18 protein-coding genes are annotated in these 22284 nt (G+C 68.4%); 3 read left to right on the top strand and 15 right to left on the bottom strand.

What is annotated here, in order from left to right:
* Positions 1-4: 4 nt before the first annotated feature.
* The 7 genes from ABD05_RS12995 to ABD05_RS12965 all read right to left on the bottom strand — a co-directional run bounded on the left by ABD05_RS12995 (position 5) and on the right by ABD05_RS12965 (position 7329).
* On the bottom strand, positions 5-619 hold the full coding sequence (locus ABD05_RS12995) for a DUF4136 domain-containing protein (protein ID WP_047900479.1): 615 nt from the start codon (positions 617-619) through the stop codon (positions 5-7).
* Between the two features lie 36 nt (positions 620-655).
* On the bottom strand, positions 656-3043 hold the full coding sequence (locus ABD05_RS12990; RefSeq protein ID WP_047900478.1) for a CHASE2 domain-containing protein: 2388 nt from the start codon (positions 3041-3043) through the stop codon (positions 656-658).
* Between the two features lie 10 nt (positions 3044-3053).
* The gene (locus tag ABD05_RS12985; protein WP_047900477.1) at positions 3054-4415 is read right to left on the bottom strand and encodes a FecR family protein; all 1362 of its coding nucleotides are present in this window, start codon (positions 4413-4415) and stop codon (positions 3054-3056) included.
* A complete protein-coding gene (locus ABD05_RS12980; protein WP_034183383.1) occupies positions 4412-5116 on the bottom strand; it encodes a response regulator transcription factor in 705 nt (234 codons plus the stop codon). Before ABD05_RS12980 ends, ABD05_RS12985 begins: the two co-directional genes overlap by 4 nt.
* Before the next feature lie 276 nt (positions 5117-5392).
* Positions 5393-5827, bottom strand: coding sequence for a hypothetical protein (locus ABD05_RS12975; protein ID WP_047900476.1), 435 nt, complete (start codon positions 5825-5827; stop codon positions 5393-5395).
* A gap of 222 nt (positions 5828-6049) precedes the next feature.
* Positions 6050-6277 carry a sulfurtransferase TusA family protein gene (locus tag ABD05_RS12970; protein WP_006402122.1) on the bottom strand — a complete coding sequence of 76 codons (228 nt, stop codon included), beginning with the start codon at positions 6275-6277 and terminating at the stop codon, positions 6050-6052.
* A 116-nt stretch (positions 6278-6393) separates the two neighbouring features.
* A complete protein-coding gene (locus ABD05_RS12965) occupies positions 6394-7329 on the bottom strand; it encodes a LysR family transcriptional regulator (protein WP_047900475.1) in 936 nt (311 codons plus the stop codon).
* A 108-nt stretch (positions 7330-7437) separates the two neighbouring features.
* Here ABD05_RS12965 and ABD05_RS12960 point away from each other — a divergent pair, with 108 nt between their 5' ends.
* The gene (locus ABD05_RS12960; RefSeq protein ID WP_047900474.1) at positions 7438-8958 is read left to right on the top strand and encodes a CoA-acylating methylmalonate-semialdehyde dehydrogenase; all 1521 of its coding nucleotides are present in this window, start codon (positions 7438-7440) and stop codon (positions 8956-8958) included.
* Between the two features lie 57 nt (positions 8959-9015).
* On the opposite strand, the gene ABD05_RS12955 is transcribed toward ABD05_RS12960, so the two are convergent.
* The 8 genes from ABD05_RS12955 to ABD05_RS12920 all read right to left on the bottom strand — a co-directional run bounded on the left by ABD05_RS12955 (position 9016) and on the right by ABD05_RS12920 (position 18081).
* Positions 9016-9900, bottom strand: a complete 885-nt coding sequence (locus ABD05_RS12955; RefSeq protein ID WP_047900473.1) for a MurR/RpiR family transcriptional regulator — start codon at positions 9898-9900, stop codon at positions 9016-9018.
* A 292-nt stretch (positions 9901-10192) separates the two neighbouring features.
* Entirely contained in the window at positions 10193-11365 is a 1173-nt protein-coding gene (locus ABD05_RS12950) for a Gfo/Idh/MocA family protein (RefSeq protein WP_047900472.1), read from the bottom strand.
* Positions 11366-11424: 59 nt separating this feature from the next.
* Complete coding sequence (locus ABD05_RS12945) at positions 11425-12351, bottom strand: TIM barrel protein (protein ID WP_047900471.1); 927 nt, start codon at positions 12349-12351, stop codon at positions 11425-11427.
* 59 nt (positions 12352-12410) lie between these two features.
* A complete protein-coding gene (gene iolG / locus ABD05_RS12940) occupies positions 12411-13424 on the bottom strand; it encodes a bifunctional inositol 2-dehydrogenase/D-chiro-inositol 1-dehydrogenase (protein ID WP_047900470.1) in 1014 nt (337 codons plus the stop codon).
* 59 nt (positions 13425-13483) lie between these two features.
* Positions 13484-14395 carry a sugar phosphate isomerase/epimerase family protein gene (locus tag ABD05_RS12935; protein ID WP_047900469.1) on the bottom strand — a complete coding sequence of 304 codons (912 nt, stop codon included), beginning with the start codon at positions 14393-14395 and terminating at the stop codon, positions 13484-13486.
* Positions 14396-14438: 43 nt separating this feature from the next.
* A complete protein-coding gene (locus tag ABD05_RS12930; RefSeq protein ID WP_047900468.1) occupies positions 14439-15464 on the bottom strand; it encodes an ABC transporter permease in 1026 nt (341 codons plus the stop codon).
* Positions 15465-15490: 26 nt separating this feature from the next.
* Positions 15491-17086 (bottom strand): sugar ABC transporter ATP-binding protein, encoded by a 1596-nt coding sequence (locus tag ABD05_RS12925; RefSeq protein ID WP_047900467.1) that lies wholly within the window; start codon positions 17084-17086, stop codon positions 15491-15493.
* A 68-nt stretch (positions 17087-17154) separates the two neighbouring features.
* Positions 17155-18081, bottom strand: coding sequence for a sugar ABC transporter substrate-binding protein (locus ABD05_RS12920; RefSeq protein WP_047900466.1), 927 nt, complete (start codon positions 18079-18081; stop codon positions 17155-17157).
* A gap of 307 nt (positions 18082-18388) precedes the next feature.
* Here ABD05_RS12920 and ABD05_RS12915 point away from each other — a divergent pair, with 307 nt between their 5' ends.
* Together ABD05_RS12915 and iolD are read left to right on the top strand one after the other, a co-directional pair.
* On the top strand, positions 18389-20344 hold the full coding sequence (locus tag ABD05_RS12915) for a bifunctional 5-dehydro-2-deoxygluconokinase/5-dehydro-2-deoxyphosphogluconate aldolase (RefSeq protein ID WP_047900465.1): 1956 nt from the start codon (positions 18389-18391) through the stop codon (positions 20342-20344).
* A 47-nt stretch (positions 20345-20391) separates the two neighbouring features.
* Positions 20392-22275: a 3D-(3,5/4)-trihydroxycyclohexane-1,2-dione acylhydrolase (decyclizing) gene (gene iolD, locus ABD05_RS12910; protein WP_047901197.1), complete on the top strand. Its 1884-nt coding sequence runs from the start codon at positions 20392-20394 to the stop codon at positions 22273-22275.
* The last annotated feature ends 9 nt before the right edge of the window (positions 22276-22284 follow it).

Raw genomic sequence — 22284 nt, 5'->3', positions numbered from 1 at the left:
GCGCTCAGCGCGCTTCGGCCGGCTTCACCGAGACGACGCCCGGCATCCCGCCCGCGTCGTCTTTTTTCGTCTTGACGAGCCAGCCGTCGCCCGCGCCGAACGGCACCTTCGCGAGCGCGCTCTTCACGAGCGCCGGCGCGGCCTGCTGCGTGCCCGGTTCGCGATCGCGCAGCGCGGCCGTCACGCGATAGACGTCGGCGCCCGAGTTCGCATCGACGAAACGCAGCGTCAGCACGTGGCGGTACACCTTGCCCACGAACGGCAGCGCGAGCGGCGACGGCCCGTCGACCGTCACGCACGCGCTGCTCGCGGCGCCGCACTGGTCGGCCACGGCCGCGACCGCCGCCGGCTGCGTCGCATATGCGATCGACAGCCGGTAGCGCGCGTCCTTGAGCGGCTGCGCGTCGAAACCGCGGCGCGCGAGTTCGTCGCGCACGAGCGTCTCGATCTGCCGGTATTCGGCGTCGTCGGCCTGCGCGGCCGTCCGGACGAAATCGTAGCCGTGCGCGCCGGATGCAAACGCATTCGGCTGCCCGACCGCACTCACGCCGCTCGTCACGCCGGCGCAGCCCGTCAACAGCGACGCCGCAAATGCGGCCGCTGCCCATTCCTTTCTCATGGCTTTCCCCAGTGCCTGCCGTCGTGCCCGGCCCTGTCAGGCGGACGGCTCGTCGATCGCGGGCAGCGATACCGTCACCGCGGTGCCGACACCCACTTCGCTGTCGACCGACACGCTGCCCCCATGGCGCGTGACGACCGTCTTCACGAATGCCATGCCGAGCCCGGAACCCGAGATCTCGGGCCGCTCGCCGGCATGGAATCGCTTGAAACGCTCGAACAGATGCCGCTGATCTTCCGGCGCAATGCCGTACCCCTGATCGCGAATCGTACAGAACATCCGCTTCGACGCGTGCTCGACCGTCAGCGTACACGCGATCACGGTATCGGACGGACTGTATTTGACCGCGTTGTTCAGCAGGTTCACGAACGCGCGCGTGATCAGCGAGCGATCCGCGCGCACCCAGCACATGTCGGCGCCGACCTCGGTGTCGATGCGGATGTGCTTCGCCTGCGCCTGCGGCCATACCTCGTCGCTCGCATCGATCAGCACGTCGACGAGGCTCGTCACCTCGAGCTGGTACGCCTGCGACTCGGCGCGCGCCAACTGCACGAACTCGTCGGCAAGCGACAGCGCGCGGTGCGCGTAGCGCTCGATCCGCGCGAGCAGCCCGCGCATCGCGTCGGTCTCGACACGGTCGCGCTCGATCTCGACGAGCGCGAGGATCGACGACTGCGGCGAGCGCATGTCGTGCGACAGCAGGTGCAGCGCCTCCTCGCGATGCCGCTCGGCCGCGTGCAGTTCGGTCACGTCGACGAGGCCGGCAATCCAGCCCGTCACGCGGCCCTGCGCGTTCGTGCAGGCGGCGTAGCGTAACAGATGGTCGAGCCCGTCACGATCGCGCACCTCGATGCCGCGCGCCATTGCATCGTGCTCGTCCTCGAACGTCGGGTCGAGCACGGCCGGCCAGCGCTCGCGGATCGCCGCGTCGTGTTCCGCGTTGCCGTCGACGGTCTTCATGAAGGTCAGCTCGCCGAGCGCGGCGCGCAGCGGCCGCCCTTCCGGCAGCGGCAGCGCGAGCCGCGACCCGTAGCGCTTCGCCGCATGGTTCGCGATCAGCACGGTGCCGGCCAGGTCGGTCACGAAGATCGGTTCGGGCATGCTGTCGAGGCTGTCCCACACGAAGCGCTTCATGTCCTGCACGCGCTGCGCGGCTTGCGCCATCAGCGCCATCTGGCGCTCGAGCACGTCGCCGCCGACGCTGCGCGTGCGCGGCGCCTCGGGCAGCAGGTGCGGCTCGTCGGCGAGCCGCTGCAGCTCGCGGCGCAGGTACGACATCGTCATTTCGAGGCGCCGCCAGTTCCAGATCGGGTAGACGGCGATCAGCCCGAAGATCGCCGGCGCCGGCGACAGCCAGATGCGCACCTCGAACAGCAGCGCCATGCTCGCGACGACGGCAAGCGCGGCGAGGCTCATCGTCAGCAGCAGTGCGCGCCACGGCGACAGCATCAGGAAGCCGCCCAGCAGCGCGGCGAGCGGCAGCAGCGACGCGGCGAACAGCCCCGCGCGCGACACAGGCGAGATCGCGCTGCCGGTCGCCAGCATGTCGAGCACGTTGGCGTGGATATACACGCCGGCGAGCGGGCCGAAATCGCCGGACACGGGCGTCGCGAAGCGGTCGTACAGCCCCGAAGCGGTCACGCCGACGACGACGATCTTGCCGCGCAGCGCGTCGGGCTTCACGCGCCCCTCGAGCACGTCGTCGAACGACACCGTCGGATAAGCGGGCGTGTTGCGGCTGAACGGGATCAGGTAGCGGCCCTCGCCGTTCGCATCGCGCGACAGGTCGTGCGCATCCGCGCCCGGCGCGCCGCCGACCGGATGCAGCCGGCCGGCCTGGATCGCGCGGTACACGGGCACCATCAGTTGCGGCCAGCGCACGCGGCCGTCGCTTTCGAACAGCGCGACGCTGCGCACGATGCCGTCGCGATCGACTTCGAGGTTGATGTGACCGAGCCCCGTCGCGCGCGCCGCGAGCGCGGCCACCGGCGGATCGACGGTACGCGAGCCGTCCGCCTGCTCGGGGCTCAGCAGCACCGGCAGGAAGGTCGGCACGTGGCTCATCGCGTCCGCGAACGCGCGATCCTCCGGCGATGGTTCGGTGAACAGGACGTCGTAGACGACGGCGGCCGGCTGCGCGCGCGCCAGCGTGTCGAGCAGCCGCGCATGCACGTCGCGCGACCACGGCCAGCGGCCGAGCGCCGACACGCTCTGGTTGTCGATGTCGACGACGACCACGTCGGGCGACAGCGGCAGGCTGCGCAGCATCAGCAGCCGGTCGTAGATCAGCCCGTCGACGCTCGACGACAGGCGGCCGAGCGCACACGCGAGGATGACCGCGATCCCGAGGCAGCCGATCGCGATCCATTCGATCAGGAAGCGGCGGCCGAGATGCCGCCGTGGGGAAACGGAGTCAGGTTTCATGCGCCGCGGGTCAGCGCGACAGCGTGAACGCGCTGACCGGACTGGTCTTCTCGTAGAACTTGCCGCCTTCGAACTCTTCGACGGTCACCGCCCAGAAATAATCGCCCGGCGGCAGGTGCGCGACGGTGATCTTGCGTGCCTGCAGGCCGACCTGGTCGACGACCGGCGCGCTCAGGTCCTTCGAGCGCGACAACACGAACCGGTAGCGCGCATCCTTGCCCGAACCGTTCGGCGTCCAGCGGAATTCGTAGCCGCCCGCACCGGGCGACGCGCTTGCGTCGAGCCCCATCACGCGGCGTTCGAACGCGTAGGTGCGCGGCAGCCCCTCGAGGCCGTTGGCATCGATCGCGGCAATCCGCACGAAGTAGTTCCCGTTCGGCACGTCGCGGAAGACCGCGCGCGGCGAATCGGTGCGCGTTTCGCGGAACAGGTCGAGCAGCCCCGCATCGTGCGCGAGCTGCATGCGGTACGCGTGCGCGTTCGCCTGGGGCGAAACGTCGAACGCGACGTCGGGCTCGTCCTGCACCTTGTCGGGATGCGCAAGCGCCGGCGCGGCCAGCAGCTCGACGGGCGCACCGACCGCGCCGGACGACGTCGCGACGCTGCCGAAGTTCGCATGCACGAGCGTCGGGCCGGCCGGCTGCCGGTTGCCCGCGACGCCGACGGTACCGTCGAGCACTTCGACGCGCGTCGACGCATTGCCGGCCGCGTCGTAGTTCACGCGAAAGCGCGTGCCGCGCACGCCGGCCACGACCGACGGCGAGCGGATCTGGAAGCGGTCGTCGCGTTTCTTCAGACGGGTGACTTCGCTGTCGACCGAGCCGCGCGTGAGTTCGAACTGGCGATCGAGCGTGCCGGTCAGCACGGTACGGCGCAGCGCCTTCAGGTCGAGCTGGCTGTCGGGCGGCAGGCTCATGTGCGTGCCGTCGGCAAGCTCGAGCGTCACGAAGCCGTTCGCGCCGGTGCGCACGCGGTCGCCCTCGGCGAGCGTCGCATCGTTCGCCAGCGGCACGTAAGCGTCGCCGGACGCGCGCTCGGCCGTGCCCTGCACCGCGACGACGCGCGCGGTCAGCTTTTCCTTGCGCAGGCGCGCAACCGGCAGCTTCAGCGCGATGCCGGGCTGCAGGTGCTTCGGCGCCGGAACGCCGTTGATCTGCTGGAGCAGTTGCCAGTCGTCCGCGCCTTGCAGGTAGCGCGCGGCGACGTCGTACAGCGTGTCGCCGGCCTGCGTGCGGTAGACGACCATCTTGCCCGCAGCAGCGGGCGGCTGTGCTGCCGCATGCTGCGCGGCGAACGCAAACGCGACCGCACAGGCCGTGCGCAGCGCGATCGTGCGCAGGTCCGCCGTGCGCTGCGTGATACCCGTGGTCACTCCGGTTCTCCCTGGCCGACCCGTTCGAGCCGGTAGCCGTAGCCGTAGATCGGCGCGAGGCGATAGCCGTTTTCGGGCCGCAGGCCGAGCTTGGTGCGCAGCATCGAGATGTGCGTATCCATCGTGCGCGACGGGATGTCGGTCGCCTGCTTCCACACGAGATCGAGAATGTGTGCGCGCGACAGCGGCCGGTCGAGATGCTGGAACAGCAGCAGCGCGAGTTCGAATTCCTTCTGCGTCAAGCTCACGGGCTTGTCGCCGACGTACGCCTGCTTCAGGTTCACGTCGAAACGGAACTGGTCGAATTCGCGCACGGTCGCCTCGGCGTTGACCGGATACGCGCGGCGCAGCAGCGAACCGATGCGTGCGCGCAGGATCGGGCCCGACACGGGCTTGACCACGTAGTCGTCGGCGCCGGCGTTCAGGATCTGCGTGATCCCCGCCTCGTCGTCGCGGCTCGTCATGAAGATGATCGGCAGGCTGTGCTCGGTCTGGTTGGCGCGCACCCACTTGAGCACTTCCTCGCCGGACATGTCGGGCACGTTCCAGTCGAGCACCAGCAGATCGAACGTCTCGCGCTGCAGACGCTTCTTCAGGGCCTTGCCTTCCTTGAACGCATAGCACGTATGGCCAACGGCAGTCAGCGTTTGACTGACGAAATCCGTCTGGGCCGGATCGTCATCCAGTACAGCAATTCTCATAGCACCCCGCAAATCGAAATCGATTCGTCCAGTTCAGCTCCCCGCACCCACCCCGACGCGCGCTGCATGCACGCGGCTTCCGGATACCGGATACCGGCCGGCAAGCCGTCGTTCGCCGCTCGCGCCACCTGCGCAAGCCGGCGACCGCGGCCAAATATCTCAAAAACGGGGCGCGGACGAACCGGCGATTTCATCATAGTAGTATGAAATTCGCCAAGAAATTGCGCGGACTACCGTCCTTTTTCGAATAATCCTTCCTGTCGCACCATCTGACGCCTAATCGGCGCCCGCGATGCCGGCCACCGGCTCGGCAAATTCGTCGGCCGGCAGGTGCTGCAACAGCGGTTGCGACAGCACCGGTTGCGCAAGCATCCGCTGCAACTGTCCGCGCACGCGCTCCCACGCGGTGGCCGCGTAGTCGGGCTGGCCCGCCGCCCATGCCTGCGCCAGATCGAACACGCGCTCGATCGTCGCACCGCAGTAGGTCGGGCCCGAGCCGTCGTCCTGCGCGGCGTCGCGCAGCCGTTCGTCGAGCCACTCGGCCAGCCACGGCATCTCGGCCGCGGCCGAATCCGCGTACGCCTCGAGCGCGGCACGCGCGTGGCGGTCCCGTTGCGGATCGAGCTCGATACGGCTCAATTCCGACGTGCGCTCGCGCGCAATGCATTCCGCTCCGGACGGACTTCGAAGGGTCCCTGGTCTGAAGGACATGTCCTCTCCCCGTTGTACGACGGTAGCGTCAGGCATGGCCCCCGTGCCCGCCGTGCGACGTACCGTGGCCGGTGCTTCCGCTGGGAGCGGACGACCGGCCGGGTCAGTATACGCAGCCGGCCACGAAGCGAGGTTTAAGAATTGTCAGAGGCTCGACCGGAGCGCTTTCCAATGGAACATGAGCCTGGGCGGGGGCTGCGGCCGGGCGCGCGAGGCGGGCCGTCAGCGGCGGCGCATCAGGAACACGAAGGTCTTGTCCTGCGTCGTCGATTCGACGATCTCGTTGCCCGTCTGCTTCGCGAACGCGGCGAAATCGCGCTGCGAGCCGGGATCGGTCGCGAGCACCTTGAGGATCTGCCCGCTTTCCATATCGGCAAGCGCTTTCTTGGCACGCAGGATCGGCAACGGGCAATTGAGCCCGCGCGCGTCCACTTCCTTGTGAATCTGCATCGGCTGTCGACCTTCGAATGTCGCGCCACACGAGGCGCGGGAAGAAGCCGCGATTTTACCGCAGCGCCGCCGCGCCCGCCCGGGCACGCCGAGGCCCGGCGCCGCGGGCACCGGCGTCACGCGCCGGAGAAGCCGCCCGCGAGCCGTTCGCGCAGGTGGCGCACGAGCGCGCGCACTGCGCTCGGCACGACCGGGCTGTACGGGCGGATCGCGAAGATGTGGTCGCCGAACGCGCCCGACGGCCGCCAGCCGTCGAGCAGCGCGACGAGCCGGCCGGCGTCGAGATCGCGCCGCGCGCTGAAATCGGGCAGCAGCGCGATGCCGAGCCCGCCGAGCGCGGCCTCGCGCATCGCCTCGCTGTTGTTCGCCGCGAAACTGCCGCGCACCGGCACGCTCACGCGCTGGCGCCGCCGGCCGTCCGGCTCGAAGCTCCACGCCGCCGGTTCATTGTCGCGCAGGTAGCACAGGCAGCTGTGGTCGACGAGTTCGCTCGGGTGCCGCGGCGCGCCGCGCGCATCGAGATAGTCGCGGCTCACGACGAGCAGCGAGCGCGTATCGCACAGCTTCCACGCGACGTGGGTCTGCGGCGCGGTGGTCGTGTGGCGGATCGCGAGGTCGAAACCCTCCTGCGTCAGCGAATGCAGCCGGTCCGACAGGTCGAGCTCGATGTGTACGCCCGGATGCTGCCGCAGGAAATCGGGCAGGTGCGGCACGACCTGCTGGCGCCCGAGCGCGACCGGCGCCGTCACGCGCAGCAGGCCGCGCGGCTCGCCGGCCAGATCCTTCACGCGCGCGAAATGCTGCCCGATCGACTCGAACGCGTCGCGCGTGCTGTCGACGAGCGTCTGGCCCGCATCGGTGAGCCGCACGCTGCGCGTCGTGCGGCGCACGAGCGGTACGCCGGCCGCCTTTTCGAGATCGGCGATGCGCTGGCTCATCGCGGCCTTGCTGATGCCGAGCCGCTGCGCGGCGGCCGTGAAACTGCCGGCCGCGGCCAGTACCGTCAGCGAATGGATATGCGGCCAGAGCGCCTGGACATTTTGCTGATTCATGCGTCGATTATTCAGAATTCTGAACAGTGAATCAAGTTTCGCGGCCTTCTCCCGCCCCGCCGGTTTCCCTAGACTAGGCTTCGTTCCCCCTCATCCCCAGGAGACACGATGAATCCGGTTCCCGCATACACGTCCGACGCCGACGTCGGCCACTATGTCGACGGCGCGCCCGTCGCCGGCCGCAGCGGCCGCTTCCAGGACGTCCTCAACCCGGCGCTCGGCCGCGCGGCACGCCGCGTGGCGCTCGCGGACAACAGCGAGGTGCAGCAGGCCGTCGCGTCCGCCCACGCCGCGTTCCCGGCCTGGGCCGAGACGCCGCCGATCCGCCGCGCGCGCGTGCTGCACCGCTTCCTGCAACTGATGAACGAGCACCGCGACACGCTCGCGGCGATCATCACGGCCGAGCACGGCAAGGTGTTCTCCGACGCGCAGGGCGAAGTCGCGCGCGGCATCGACATCATCGAATTCGCCTGCGGCGTGCCGCAGCTCCTGAAGGGCGACTTCACCGACCAGGTCAGCACCGGCATCGACAACTGGACGATGCGCCAGCCGCTCGGCGTCGTCGCGGGCATCACGCCGTTCAACTTCCCGTGCATGGTGCCGTGCTGGATGTTCCCGGTCGCGATCGCGACGGGCAACACGTTCGTGCTGAAGCCGAGCGAGCGCGATCCGTCGGCGGCGCTGTTCATCGCCGACCTGCTCACGCAGGCCGGGCTGCCGGCCGGCGTGTTCAACGTCGTGCAGGGCAACAAGGACGCGGTCGACGCATTGCTCGACCACCCGGACGTGCAGGCCGTCAGCTTCGTCGGCTCGACGCCGATCGCGGCCTACGTGCAGCAGCGCGCGGTGCAGTCCGGCAAGCGCGTGCAGGCGCTCGGCGGCGCGAAGAACCATCTCGTCGTGATGCCCGACGCGAACATCGAGCAGGCCGTCGACGCGCTGATCGGCGCCGCGTACGGCTCGGCCGGCGAGCGCTGCATGGCGATCAGCATCGCGGTGCTGGTCGGCGACGTCGCGGACAAGATCGTGCCGGCGGTTGCCGAGCGCGCACGCAAGCTGGTGATCGGCGACGGCATGCAGCCGGAAGTCGAGATGGGCCCGATCGTCACCGGCGAAGCGCTGAAGCGCATCGAAGGCTATATCGAGCAAGGCGTGAACGAAGGCGCGCAACTGGTGGTCGACGGGCGCGGGCTGCGCGTGCCGGGCCGCGAGGCAGGCTTCTTCACCGGCGGTACGCTGTTCGATCACGTGACGCCCGACATGCGGATCTACCGGGAAGAAATCTTCGGGCCCGTGCTCGGCTGCGTGCGCGTGAAGGATTTCGGCGCGGCGGTCGACCTGATCAACGCGCACGAGTTCGGCAACGGCGTGTCGTGCTTCACGAGCGACGGCGGCATCGCGCGCGAATTCGCGCGGCGCATCCAGGTCGGGATGGTCGGCATCAACGTGCCGATTCCGGTGCCGATGGCGTGGCACGGCTTCGGCGGCTGGAAGAAGAGCCTGTTCGGCGACATGCACGCCTACGGCGAGGAAGGCGTGCGCTTCTACACGCGCCAGAAGTCGGTGATGCAGCGCTGGTCGTCGAGCATCGGCAAGGGCGCGGAATTCGCGATGCCGACCGCGAAGTAAGCCGGCCGGTGCGCCGCCCGCCGATCGATCGCGCGGGCGGTGCGCCAGCAAAATTCGTCAGCCGGCTTTCGTGCCGTGCGCGCCGTCGGCGGTCGGCAGGTACGACAGTTCGAGCCGGTACGCGAGCGCGACGAACAGGCTCTGCGCGAGGCCCATCGTGGCCGTCAGCGCGCGGAACCCGAACGTCTCGCTGTCCTGCACCATCAGCGTCACCTCGGCCTCCCGCGCGAGCGGGCTCATCCGGCTGTCGGTGATCGCGATCAGGCGCGCGCCGCGCTGCACGGCCTGCTGCGCGACCTGCACGGTCTCGTCCGCATACGGCATGAACGAGATGACGATCATCACGTCGCCGTTGCGCACCGACCGGATCTGCCCGAGATGCATGCTGCCGAGCGCGCTGAACAGCCCGATGCGCTTGTCAGTGTGCTGCAGCGCATAGTCGAGATACACGGCGATCGGAAACGCCCGCCGCGAACCGGCGATCCAGATCGCCTGCGTGTCGGCGAGCAGGTCGACGGCCTGCGCGAGCGCCTGCGGGTCGAGCGTCTGCCGCAACTGCTGCATCCCGGCAATGCTGCCCTTGATGAATTCGTCGGCGATCTGCTCGGGCTGCAGGCTCGACGAGCCCGCTTCGATCACGTCGCGCAGCCGCAGGTTGTACGCACGCCCCGGCGCGATCTGCTGCGCGAGCCCTTCGCGGAACAGCCGCTGCATCTCGGAGAAGCCGGAGAAGCCGAAATGCTTCGCGAAGCGCACGACCGCCGACGGCTGCACGCCGCACGCTTCCGCGAGCGACTGGATGCCTTCCAGGCCAAGCTGGTCCCGATGCGTTTCCACGTGACGCGCAATGACCTTCAGGCGATTGCTGAGGCCGTCGTATTCCTGCGTCAGGTGCTGCAGGAACTGCTCGACGGTGGCGGGAGGTTTCTCGGATGAACTCATCGGATGGCGCGAAGTTGACGGCCCCGGTGCACGCGCGATGCTGACGGACGCGGCCCGGGGCTCACCTGGATACATGCATGAAGGGCGAATTTAATCACGTTTGCGGCACGGCCCGCGCCGCGCGTTTCGCTCCCACGCGCTCGATCATCACCTGCACACGCTCCACGGCAAGACTGGCAACGATTGTCCAACGCTCTCGCGGCGTCGTAAAGATTAGGGCGTCTACCGAGTCTGCCGACGCCGACGGCCGGTGCGAAGCGGCGGCCGGCGCGCCGCCTCCGGCCTGCCCTGCTCAGCGATAGTCGACCCACACGCTGCCCGCGTCGGCGGAACGCACGCAGTTCTCGACCCATCGGACGCCCTCGACGCCCGCGTGAACGTCCGGATAGCGGATGCCCTTCAGCGCCGCGGCGTCGCCGCGATCGGCCGCATCCATCGCGAGCGCGAAGCGCTGATAGAGATTCGACCACGCCTCGAACAGCCCTTCCGGATGCCCGGCGCCGATGCGATCCTCGTGCAATGCGTTCGGATGCAGGTAGCCCATCCCGCGATCGAGCACCTGCGCGGGCTGCCCCTGCACTTCGTAGCGCAACTGGTTCGGATGCTCGTCCCACCATTCGACGCTCGCCTTCGAACCGATCACGCGCACCTTCTGGCCATGCATCGAACCCGCGTTCACCGCACTCGACCACACGTAGCCGATCGCGCCCGTGTCGTATTCCATGATCGTGAACGCGTTGTCTTCCAGCGGCGCGCGGCTCTTCACGAAGCTCTGCCGCGAACACATCAGCCGCCGGATCTTCAGCTCGGGCGCCATCACCTCGGAGATGTACAGCGGATGCGTGCCAATGTCGCCGAGCACGTAGCTCGGGCCCGCGAACTTCGGGTCGACGCGCCAGCGCGCGGCCGCGCTCGCGGCCTCGACACCTTCGCTGTGAAACCCGTGCGCGAACTGCATCTGCACGATGCGGATCTCGCCGAGATCGCCGCGCGCGATCATCTCGCGCGCCTGTTCGATCATCTGGTGACCCGAATAGCCGTATGCGACGCCGACGATCCGGTTCTTCTCGACCGACAGGCGCTGCAGCGTCTCGGCCTCGTCGGTCGTGAAGCACAGCGGCTTCTCGCAGACCACGTGCAGCCCCGCGTTCAGCGCAGCGCGGCAGATCTCGAAGTGCGTGTTGTTCGGCGTCGCGATCGACACCGCGCGGATGCCGTCCGGGCGACGCGCCTCGGCGTCGAACATCGTCGCGTAGTCGGGATAGCAGCGCTCGGCCGCGACGCCGAGCTTCACGCCGAACTGGCGGCCGCGTTCGGGATCGATGTCGAACGCGCCGGCGACCAGCTCGAAACTGCCGTCGCGCAGCGCGGCCGACCGGTGGCTGTAGCCGATCTGGCTGCCGAGCCCGCCGCCGACCATGCCCCAGCGAATCGAATGTCCAAGCAGAATCTGTCCGTCAATCATGATGGTGGTGTTCCTGGTCCGTGTTCAGGTGTTCGGTGGTTCAGGTGTTCATGCGTAGTTCATGCGAAGCCGGCCGACGCGAGAAACGCGCGGCTCGCGGCGACGTCGCGCAGGCTCGTGCCGGCATTGCGCGGATCGCGCTCCTGCTCGATCGTGATGTAGCCCGCGTAGCCGATGTCGTCGAGCGCGTGCCGGATCGACCGGTAGTCGAGCACGCCGGTGCCGATCGGGCACATCACGCCGCGCGCGCATGCGGCGAAGAACGCGATGTGCTCGCCCATCACCGCGTCGTACACGGCTGCGTCGATATCCTTGAAATGCACGTAGTCGACGCGCGCCGCATGGCGGCGCAGCCAGGTTTCCGGGTCCATGCCCGAGTAGTACAGGTGGCCCGTATCGAGACAGAGGCCGACCGTGTCGGCTGGAAGATCTGCGACGATCCGGTCGATTTCGTCCGCGAACTCGATGTAGCCGCCCGCATGCGGATGGATCACCGCGCGCACGCCGAACTCGTCGCGCGCAATCGTCGCGATCTGCCGGATGTGCTCGACCATGCGCGCCCAGCGTTCGCCGGACAGCCGCGGCGCGCGATCGGCATGGCCGGCCGCATAATCGCGTTCTTCGTGCCCCCAGTCCATCACGACCAGGTACGGCGCCGCGTAGCGCTGCCCGTCCTGCGTCGGCAGCTTCGGCAGCCGCGTGATCAGCGCGCAGATCTCGCGCGTCTGGCGCAACAGGTTCGGCAGGTTCTCCGGCGACACGAGATCGTCGAAGATCGTGCCGGCGGTAATGCTCAGGCGCTGCCGCTCGAGCTCGGCGCTCACGACGTCGAGTTCGAGCGGGATATAGCCGTACGGCCCGAGCTCGATGCCCGAGTAGCCGGCCTGGGCCGCCTCGGCAAGCACGTGCCGCCACGGCGGCAGGTGCGGGTTCTTCACGTCGTCGACACCCCAGCAGCAGGGTGCGCAACCAATCTTCATCGTCATGTCGGTCAGTCCGATAGGTAAGCGGCACGCGGCCGCATGTGTGGCGACGCGGCCACGGTTCAGGCGCGATAGAACGCGGGGCGGTCGGCCATCGCGATCGGTTCGACCGCACCGCTCTGTTGCGCACGCACGCATGCGTCGGCCGCGACCGCCGCCGCGTAGCCGTCCCAGGCAGACGGGCCCGTCAGCGCACCCTGCCGCACGCCGTCGATGAACGCCTGCAGCTCGACGTCGTACGACGCGATGAAGCGCTCCTTCCAGTCGGTCATGATCTCGACCGATTGCCGCGCCGCGCGCTTGAGGTCCACGGCCGGCGGATCGGGCAGCTTCGCGATGCCCTGCTCGCCGACCACTTCGCACTGGATGTCATAGCCGTACTGGCAGTTCACGAAAATCTCGACGTCGATGCGCACGCCGCTCGCGGTTTCCAGCAGCACGATCTGCGGATCGGCGAGATGCGCGGACGCATGGCGCGTCTTCTTCGGATAGACGACCTGCGCGCTCGCATAATCCTCGCCGAGCAGCCAGCGCAGTACGTCGAGCTCGTGGATCAGCGTGTCGGTGATCGCCATGTCGGTCGTGTAGCGCTCGCCGACCGACTGGTTGCGGTGCGCGCAATGCAGCATCAGCGGTGCGCCGATCTCGCCGCTGTCGATCACGCGCTTAAGCGCGCGATAACCTTCGTCGTACGGCCGCATGAAGCCGACCTGCACGAGCCGTTTGCCGTGCGCGACTTCCGCTTCGACGATCCGCATGCAGCCGTCGGCCGTGACGGCGAGCGGTTTCTCGCAGAACACGGGCTTGCCGTGCGCGATCGCGTCGAGCACGAACGCTTCGTGCGTCGGCCCCCACGACGTGACGAGCACGGCCTGCACGTCGGCGGCCGCGACCACTTCATGGCCGTCGCCGTAGATCTCGGCGTCGAGCCCGTATTTCGACACCGCATCACGCGCCTGCTGCGGATCGATGTCGTTGACGGCCACCACGCGCGCGCCGGACAGCGTGCGCGTCAATCTGCGGATATGGTCCTGGCCGATCGCGCCGCAGCCGATCACGCCGATTTGCAAGGTCATCCGGGAGTCTCCAGTCGTTCATCAGCGGCGCGGCCCGTGCCGCGCCGGTCAGTAATCGGTCAGCGCGCCGTGCGATCGAAATGAAGATCGACGTAGCGCTGGATCGTGTCGCGCATGTAGCGCGACGACGCTTCCGCGCGGTCTTCCCACGCGAACACGCAAGACGACATCACGCCGTCGAAGCCCGCGGCGCCGAGCGCGCGAAAAAACACGTCCCAGTCGATCTCGCCCTGCCCGATGTCGAGATGCTGGTGCACGCGGATCTGGTTCGAGCCCGGCGGGTTCACGATGTAGCGAAGCTGGCTGCTCTTGCGGTGGTCGAAGGTGTCGGCCACGCGCACGTGCGCGAGGATCGGCGCGGCCTGCGCGATCATCGCGGCCATGTCGTCGCCGTAGTAGAACGTGTGCGGCGCGATATACGACAGCTTCAGCGACGGCGAGCCGAGGTTCGTCACGATGTCGATCGCCGGCTGCAACTGCTCGATCCAGTCCTCCGGATGCGGCTCGACCGACAGCACGATGCCCTCGCGTTCGAGAATCGGCAGCAGCTCGTCCATCGAACGGAACCACGCGGCTTCGCACAGCTCCTTCGGGTTCGCGCCCGGCCGCTCGCCGACCGAGCGCTCCGGCGACGCACCGCGCCCAAACTCGGACACCATCAGCGCGCACTCCATCTCGACCGCGACCTCGATCGCCTTCTTCCAGCAGCGCACGGCCCATAACCGCTCGTCCTCGAACGGGCTCGCCCAGCGGTACATCGGCTGCAGCGACGCAAGGCCGACGCCGCTCGCGCGCAGCGCCTGGCGAAATGCGGCCATGCGTTCGCGGGTCGCGCGCGGCATCACCCACCAGTCGAGGAAATCGCTGCGCGGCGACAGTTCGATCTGGTCGTAGCCGAGCTCGGCCACCGCGTGCGGCAACCGGTCGAGCGGCAGGTGGCGAATCATGTAGGGGTCCAGCGCGATCTTCATCAGGTTTCCTTCGTGAATGCGGGATGCAGTCGGACGCGTGCGCTCAGCGACGCTTCTTCTTGTTGCGATACTGGTCGGCGATCACGGCCGCGACGATGATCGCGCCCTTGACCATCTCCTGGTAATACGCGTCGATGCGGATGAACGTGAAGCCCGACGTCATCACGCCGAGGATCAGCACGCCGATCACGGTGCCCGTCACGCGGCCGAGGCCGCCCGACAGCGACGTGCCGCCGATCACGACCGCGGCGATCGCATCGAGCTCGTACATCACGCCCATGCCCGACTGGCCCGAGATCGCACGCGCGGCCGTCACGGTGCCGGCGATCCCGCTCAGCAGGCCCGCGATCGCATAGACGAACACCAGGTGACGCGTGACGTTGATGCCCGACACGACCGCCGCATGACGGTTCGCGCCGATCGCATAGGTGTACTTGCCGAAGCGCGTGTAGCGCAGCACGACGTGGAAGATTGCGGCAATCACGAGAAAGATGATCACCGGATTGGCGCCTGCGCCGATGGCCGCGAACTGGTCGGTCAGCATCGACACGGGCATCCCGTTGGTGAACCACTTCGCGAACCCGCGCGCGGCGACCATCGTGCCGAGCGTCGCGATGAACGGCGGGATGCCCGTCATCGCGATCAGCGAACCGTTCAGCAGGCCGACCAGCAGCCCGACGCACACGCCGGCCAGCACCGGCCAGATGATCGGCAGGTCGGTCAGGTGCGGAAACACCGCGCGCGGGAAGTCGGACACCTGCGCGAGGCTCGCCGACACGACGGCGGCCGCCGCGACGACCGACCCCGACGACAGGTCGATCCCGCTGGTGATGATCACGAGGTTCACGCCGACCGCGATGATGCCGATCACGGCCATCTGCAGCACGATGATCTCGAGCCGCTCGGCGTTGAACAGGAAGCTCTGGCCGACGACGATCCAGCCGACGATCTCGAAGAACAGGCTGATGCCGACCAGCACGAGGAAGATGCTCAGCTCGGGCGGCCACTTCGTGTGCCGCGCCTTGATTGTGATGGTCTGCGCGTCCGCGACCGGGTTCAGGTTGCCCATTTCTTTGTCTCCAATCTAGTTTCGGCTCAACGCGACGCGAGATCCATGATGCGGACCTGGTCGGCGTCCTTGCGTTCGACGATGCCGGTCATGCGCCCTTCGTGCATCACCATCACGCGGTCGCTCATCCCCAGCACCTCCGGCATCTCCGACGAGATCATCAGCACCGCGACGCCCTTGCCGGCGAGCGCGCTGACGAGCCGGTGGATCTCGGCCTTCGCGCCGACGTCGATGCCGCGCGTCGGTTCGTCGAGGATCAGGATGCGCGGCTGCGTGAGCAGCCAGCGCCCGATCAGCACCTTCTGCTGGTTGCCGCCCGACAGGTTCTGGATCTCCTCGTGCAGCCCGGGCGACTTCACGCGCAGCATCCGGCTCATTTCCTCGCAGTCGCGCTTCAACTGCGCCTGCTGCACGAAATTGAACTTCACGTAGCGGTTGCTGAGCACGGCCGCTTCCATGTTCGCGAGCAGGTCGAGATTCAGGAAGCAGCCGGTGTCCTTGCGGTCCTCGGTCAGGAACGCCATCCCGTGCTTCATCGCCTGCGCGGGCGTCGCGATCCGCACCGGCTTGCCGTCGATCCGGATCTCGCCCGACGTGGCCGGCACGACGCCGAACAGCGCCTCCGCGACGTTCGAGCGCCCCGAACCGACCAGGCCCGCAACGCCGAGGATCTCGCCCGCACGCAGCTCGAAGCTCACGTCGCGGAACACGCCGTCGACGCTGAGGTTCTGCACCGACAGCACGACGTCGCCGATCGGCACCTCTTCCTTCGGGAACATCTGCGTGATCTCGCGGCCGACCATCATGCGGATGATGTCGTCGCGCGTGACGTCGCTCGACGCATGCGTGCCGATGTACTTGCCGTCGCGGAACACCGAGAACTCGTCGGCAATCTCGAACAGCTCGTTCATCTTGTGCGTGATGTAGACGATGCCCTTGCCCTGCTCGCGCAGCTGGCGAATGATCCGGAACAGGTGCGTGACTTCCTTGTCGGTCAGCGCCGAGGTCGGCTCGTCCATGATCAGCACGTCCGAGTCGAACGACACGGCCTTCGCGATCTCGACCATCTGCCGGCTCGCGACTGTCAGCGTGCGCACGTCGGTTTCCGGATCGATGTCGATCGACAGCCGCTCGAACAGCGCGGCCGTGCGGCGGCGCAGCTCCGCGTGATCGATCAGGCCGAAACGGTTCTTCGGTTCGCGGCGGATCCAGATGTTCTCCGCGACCGTCATGTACGGCATCAGGTTGAGTTCCTGGTGGATCATCGCGATCCCGCGGTCGAGCGCGTCGAGCGGCCCGTTCAGCACGACGGGTTCGCCGTTGATCAGGATCTCGCCCTGATCGGGCGTGTAGACGCCCGCGATGATCTTCATCAGCGTCGACTTGCCCGCGCCGTTCTCGCCCATCAGCGCATGGACGGTGCCGCGGCGCACGCGGAACTGCACGCCGTCGAGCGCGACGACGCCGGGAAAGGACTTGCCGACGCCGCGCACCTCGAGCACGCAGTCGGCCGCAGGAGAAGCCGGCGAACCGGACGATCCGGATGCGCCGGGCGCTCCGCCGGACGAAGCGGCCGGCGCGTCGACGCCGGCCATCGGGCGCGCGATCCTGGCTGTAAACATGGACGTTCCTCGACAAGTCGCGCGCGAACCCGGCCAGGCCGGGCCCGCGCAGTTCAACGGATCGCCGCTCAGTGCTTGGCGTACTGGTTCATGTTCTCGGGCGTCACGAGCTCGAACGGCACGTTCACGAAGCGGTCGACGGGCTGCTTCTTCGCGAGCTTCAGCGCGGCGGCAACCGACTGCGCGCCCTGCCCGATCGCGTTCTGGTACACCGACACCTTCAGCTCGCCGCTCTTCATCGATGCGAGGCCGTCCGGCGTCGCGTCGATGCCGGCGACGACGGTCTTCGGCGTCAATTTGCGCGCGGCCTTCAGCGCATTGATCGCGCCGATCGCCATTTCGTCGTTGTTCGACACGATCGCGTCGAACTTCGTCCCGGAGCTCAGCCAGTTCATCGTGATGTCCTGGCCCTGCGTACGGCTCCATTTGCCTTCGCGCTTGTCGACGATCTTCATGCCGGAGCATTCCTTCGTCGCGATCACGTCCTCGATGTCCTTGGTGCGGGCACGCGCCGATTCGTTGGACAGCTCGCCCATCAGCACGAGAAGATCGCCCTTGCCGCCGAGCAGCTTGCACACCTGGCGCGCCTGCAGCGTGCCGGACTGCTTCTCGTCGGACGCGACGACCGCGACGCCGGCCGGCAGCTTGTCGAAATCGACCGGCTTGCGGTTCACGTAGACGAGCGGGATCTTCGCCGCCGTCGCCATCTTCGTGATCTTCGGCGTCGCGTCGGTGTCGACCGCGTTCACGATGATCGCGTCGACCTTCTGCGCGATCATGTTCTGGACCTGGCTCAACTGCTTGCCGACGTCGTTGCCGCCGTCCTCGATCTGCACCGTCGCACCGTCCTTCTTCGCTGCGTCGGTGATGCTGTTGCGCAGGATGGTCAGGAACGTGTCGTCGAACGACGCCATCGTCACGCCGATCTTCTCGGCGTGCGCGAGCGGCGCAGCCAGGATCGCGGCGGCCGCGACGGCCATCAGCTTGGTCTTCATGATCACTTTGTCTCCTCATCTCCGGGGGGCGGAAGACGGCGCGTTGCGCGCCGCCGGGCCGAGTCCGATACGGACTGAAGCATCCGGATGAAACTGTAGATCACTTCCTCGAAAATTTGGAAATTTATTTCTACGTGATTTCACCTAGGGAACTGGATTTCCAAAAAGTCTAGACTGCGTCCGTAGCCCGATTCCTTGCGGCAGGCAGCCTCGCGTCGTGCAGCGCACGTTGCGGACCGTCGCCGGCGGATCGGTCCCCTAAACCTGCCGGCAGCGCCGAACGCCGGCCGCGAGCGTGACACGTGATATGAGCCTGCTGAACTTTCCGAGTGACCGCCCCATCGATCTCGCCTGCCTCGGCCGCGTGGCCGTGGATCTCTATGCGCAGCAGTACGGCAGCGGCCTGGAGGACGCGCGCAGCTTCCAGATGTATCTCGGCGGCTCGTCGGGCAACGTCGCGTTCGGCGTCGCCCGGCTCGGGCTGAAGACCGCGATGATCTCGCGCGTCGGCGACGAGCAGATGGGCCGCTTCGTGCGCGAGACGCTCGAGCGCGAAGGCTGCGACACGAGCCAATTGCAGATCGACCGCGAGCGCCTCACCGCGCTGGTGCTGCTCGGGCTGAAGGATCGCGACACGTTCCCGCTGCTGTTCGTGCGCGAGAACTGCGCGGACATGGCCGTGCGCGCCGACGAGATCCGCGAGGACTTCATCGCCGGCTGCCGCGCGCTCGCGATCACCGGCACGCATCTTTCGACGCCGGCCACGCGCGAAGCATCGCTGACCGCGCTCGGCTACGCGCGCCGCCACGGCGTCGTGCGGATCCTCGATATCGACTACCGGCCCGTGCTGTGGGGGCTGACCGCACGCGGCGCGGGCGAGAACCGCTACGTGCCGGACGCGCAGGTGACGCGGCAACTGCAGCAGGTGCTCGGCGAATTCGACCTGCTGGTCGGCACCGAGGAGGAATTCCTGATCGCGGGCGGCGTGCCGCACGACCTGATCGGTTCGTTGCAGGCGGTGCGCGGGATCACGAACGCCACGCTGGTCGTCAAGCGCGGCGCGCTCGGCTGCTGCGTGATCGAGGGCGACATCCCCGCGCGCATCGACGATGCCCCGACGTTTCTCGGCGAACGCGTCGAGGTGCTCAACGTGCTCGGCGCGGGCGACGCGTTCCTGTCGGGCCTGCTGTCGGGGCTGCTGCGCGGCCGCGACTGGGCCGAATCGACGCGCATCGCGAACGCCTGCGGCGCGATCGTCGTGTCGCGCCACGCGTGCTCGGCCGCGATGCCGACGCCGGCCGAACTCGCGCACTGGTTCGACGGCAGCCGCAATCCCGTGGTCGACGCCGACCGCACGCTCGCGCACCTGCATCGCGTCACGGTGCCGCGCCGCGAATGGGACGACCTGTGCGTGATGGCGTTCGACCATCGCAGCCAGTTCTACGAACTCGCGGTGCAGGCCGGCGCGGACGAAGCGCGGATCAAGACACTGAAGCGCCTGCTCGTGCGCGCGGCCGAACAGGTCGAGCGCGATCGCCGTATCGAAGGCCACGTCGGCGTGCTGATCGACGGCGGCGCGTACGGCAGCGACGCGCTCGCGTCGGCCACCGGGCGCGGCTGGTGGGTCGGCCGCCCGGTCGAGCTGCCGGGCTCGCGGCCGCTGCGCTTCGACGAGACGCGCTCGGTCGGCTCGTCGCTCACGCACTGGCCGACCGAGCAGGTCGTGAAGTGCCTGGTCCACTACCACCCGGACGACGACGTCGACCTGCGCGTCGAGCAGGAGCAGCGCGTGCTGGAGCTGTGGGAAGCCACGCGCGCCAGCGGCAACGAGCTGCTGCTGGAAGTCATTCCGCCGCGCGCGGTCACGCCGGCCGGCACCGAGGACGATGCGGTGCTGCGCGCGGTCGCGCGCTTCTACAACCTCGGCGTGATGCCCGAATGGTGGAAGCTCACGCCGCTGAGCGCCGACGGCTGGGCGCGGCTGGCTACGCTGATCGCCGAGCGCGACCCGCATTGCCGCGGCGCGGTGATCCTCGGGCTGAACCAGCCGCTGCAATATCTCGTCGACAGCTTCCGCTCGGCGACCAACCCGATCGTCAAGGGCTTCATGGTCGGGCGCACGCTGTGGGCCGATGCGTCGCTGAACTGGCTCGCCGGCCGGATCGACGACCAGGCGCTGATCGACGAAGTCGCCGGCAACTTCGCGCAGCTCGTCGACGCGTGGCTCGGCCGCCGCGGCACCGCGCGCGCCACCGCGGCCTGATGCGCGTGCCCGTCATGACCGATCCGATCCTTCTTCACCGACCGACGATGACCCCTACCGTGAGACTGACCGTCAGCCAGGCGCTCGTGCGCTACCTGGCCGCCCTGCGCGCCGAAGTCGTCCAGCCCGACGGCCGCACCGAGATCCTGCCGTACTGCGGCGGCGTGTTCGCGATCTTCGGGCACGGCAACGTGGCCGGGCTCGGCGAAGCGTTGCACGCCGAGAAAGACCGGCTGCCGACGTTCCGCGCGCACAACGAGCAAGGGATGGCCAACGCGGCCGTCGCGTTCGCGAAAGCGAATTTCCGCCAGCGGATGATGGCGGCGACGTCGAGCATCGGCCCCGGCGCGACCAACATGCTGACGTCGGCCGCGCTCGCGCACGTCGGCCGGCTGCCGCTGTTGCTGCTGCCGGGCGACGTGTTCGTGTCGCGGCTGCCCGACCCCGTGCTGCAGCAGGTCGAGGATTTCGAACAGGGCGACGTCAGTGCGAACGACTGCTTCCGCCCCGTCACGCGCTACTTCGACCGGATCACGTCGCCCGAGCAGTTGCTCGTCGCGCTGCCGCGCGCGATCCAGGTGATGACCGACCCCGCGCAGTGCGGCCCCGTGTGTCTCGCGCTGCCGCAGGACGTGCAGACCTTCGCGTACGACTGGCCCGAGGATTTCTTCGCGCCGCCGGTGATCCGGATGCGCCGGCCGCCGGCCGACCCGTTCGAACTCGCCGACGCGCTCGACGTGCTGAAGGCCGCGAAGAAGCCGCTGATCGTCGCCGGCGGCGGCGTGCTGTACAGCCAGGCGTGGGACGCGCTGCGTGCGTTCGCCGACACGCACGGCGTGCCGGTTGCCGAATCGCAGGCCGGCAAGGGCAGCCTCGCGTGGGATCACCCGCTGAACCTCGGCTCGATCGGCGTGACGGGCTCGCCCGCCGCGAACCGCGCGGCCGCGCAGGCCGACGTCGTGCTCGCGGTCGGCACGCGGCTGCAGGACTTCACGACCGGCTCGCACGCGCTTTACGGCGACGCTACGCTGCTGAGCCTGAACGTGCAGCCGTTCGACGCCGGCAAGAAACGCGGCCGGCAACTGGTTGCCGATGCGCGCACGGGCCTCGGCCAGTTGTCGGCCGCGCTGGCCGGCTGGCGCGCCGACGCGGCATGGACGGCCGCCAACCGCGACCAGGCCGCCGCGTGGAACGCACGCGTGACCGAGCTGACGACGTGCGTGCCGACGGACACGCTGCCGTACGACGCGGACGTGATCGGCGCGGTGCGCGATTCCGCGGCCGACGCGGGGCGCGACAGCGCGCGCGACGACCTGGTCGTGTGCGCGGCCGGCACGCTGCCGGCCGAGCTGCACAAGCTGTGGCGCAGCGGCGTGCCGGGCAACTACCACATGGACTATGCGTATTCGTGCATGGGCTACGAAGTCGCGGGCGGCCTCGGCGCGAAGCTCGCGCGGCCCGAACGCGAAGTGATCGTGATCGTCGGCGACGGCTCGTACATGATGCTCAACGCCGAGCTCGCCACTTCCGTGATGCTCGGCCGCAAGCTCATCGTCGTGATCCTCGACAACCGCGGCTACGGCTGCATCGAGCGGCTGCAACTGAATTGCGGCGGCGCGAGCTTCAACAACATGCTCGACGACTGCGTGCCGGAAGGCGGCGAGCGTTCGACGATCGACTTCGCGATGCATGCGCGAGCGATGGGCGCCGACGCCGTGCACGTGCGCGACGTCGGCGAGCTGCGCAGCGAAATGAAGCGCGCACGCGCGGCGAAGACGAGCCAGGTGCTCGTGATCGACACCACGCACAAGCGCACGACCGACGACGGCGGCGCGTGGTGGGAAGTCGCGGTGCCGCAGGTATCCGGGCGTGCCGGCGTCGAAGCGGCGCACCGCGTGTATCTCGACGCAAAGACCCGGCAGCGGCGCTGATGCCGCGCG

The organism is Burkholderia pyrrocinia (assembly GCF_001028665.1).
In the GTDB taxonomy this organism is placed as follows: Bacteria; Pseudomonadota; Gammaproteobacteria; order Burkholderiales; family Burkholderiaceae; genus Burkholderia; species Burkholderia pyrrocinia.
The sequence above is the reverse complement of the archived record's forward strand: the minus strand, read 5'-3'. Positions and strand labels throughout refer to the sequence as shown.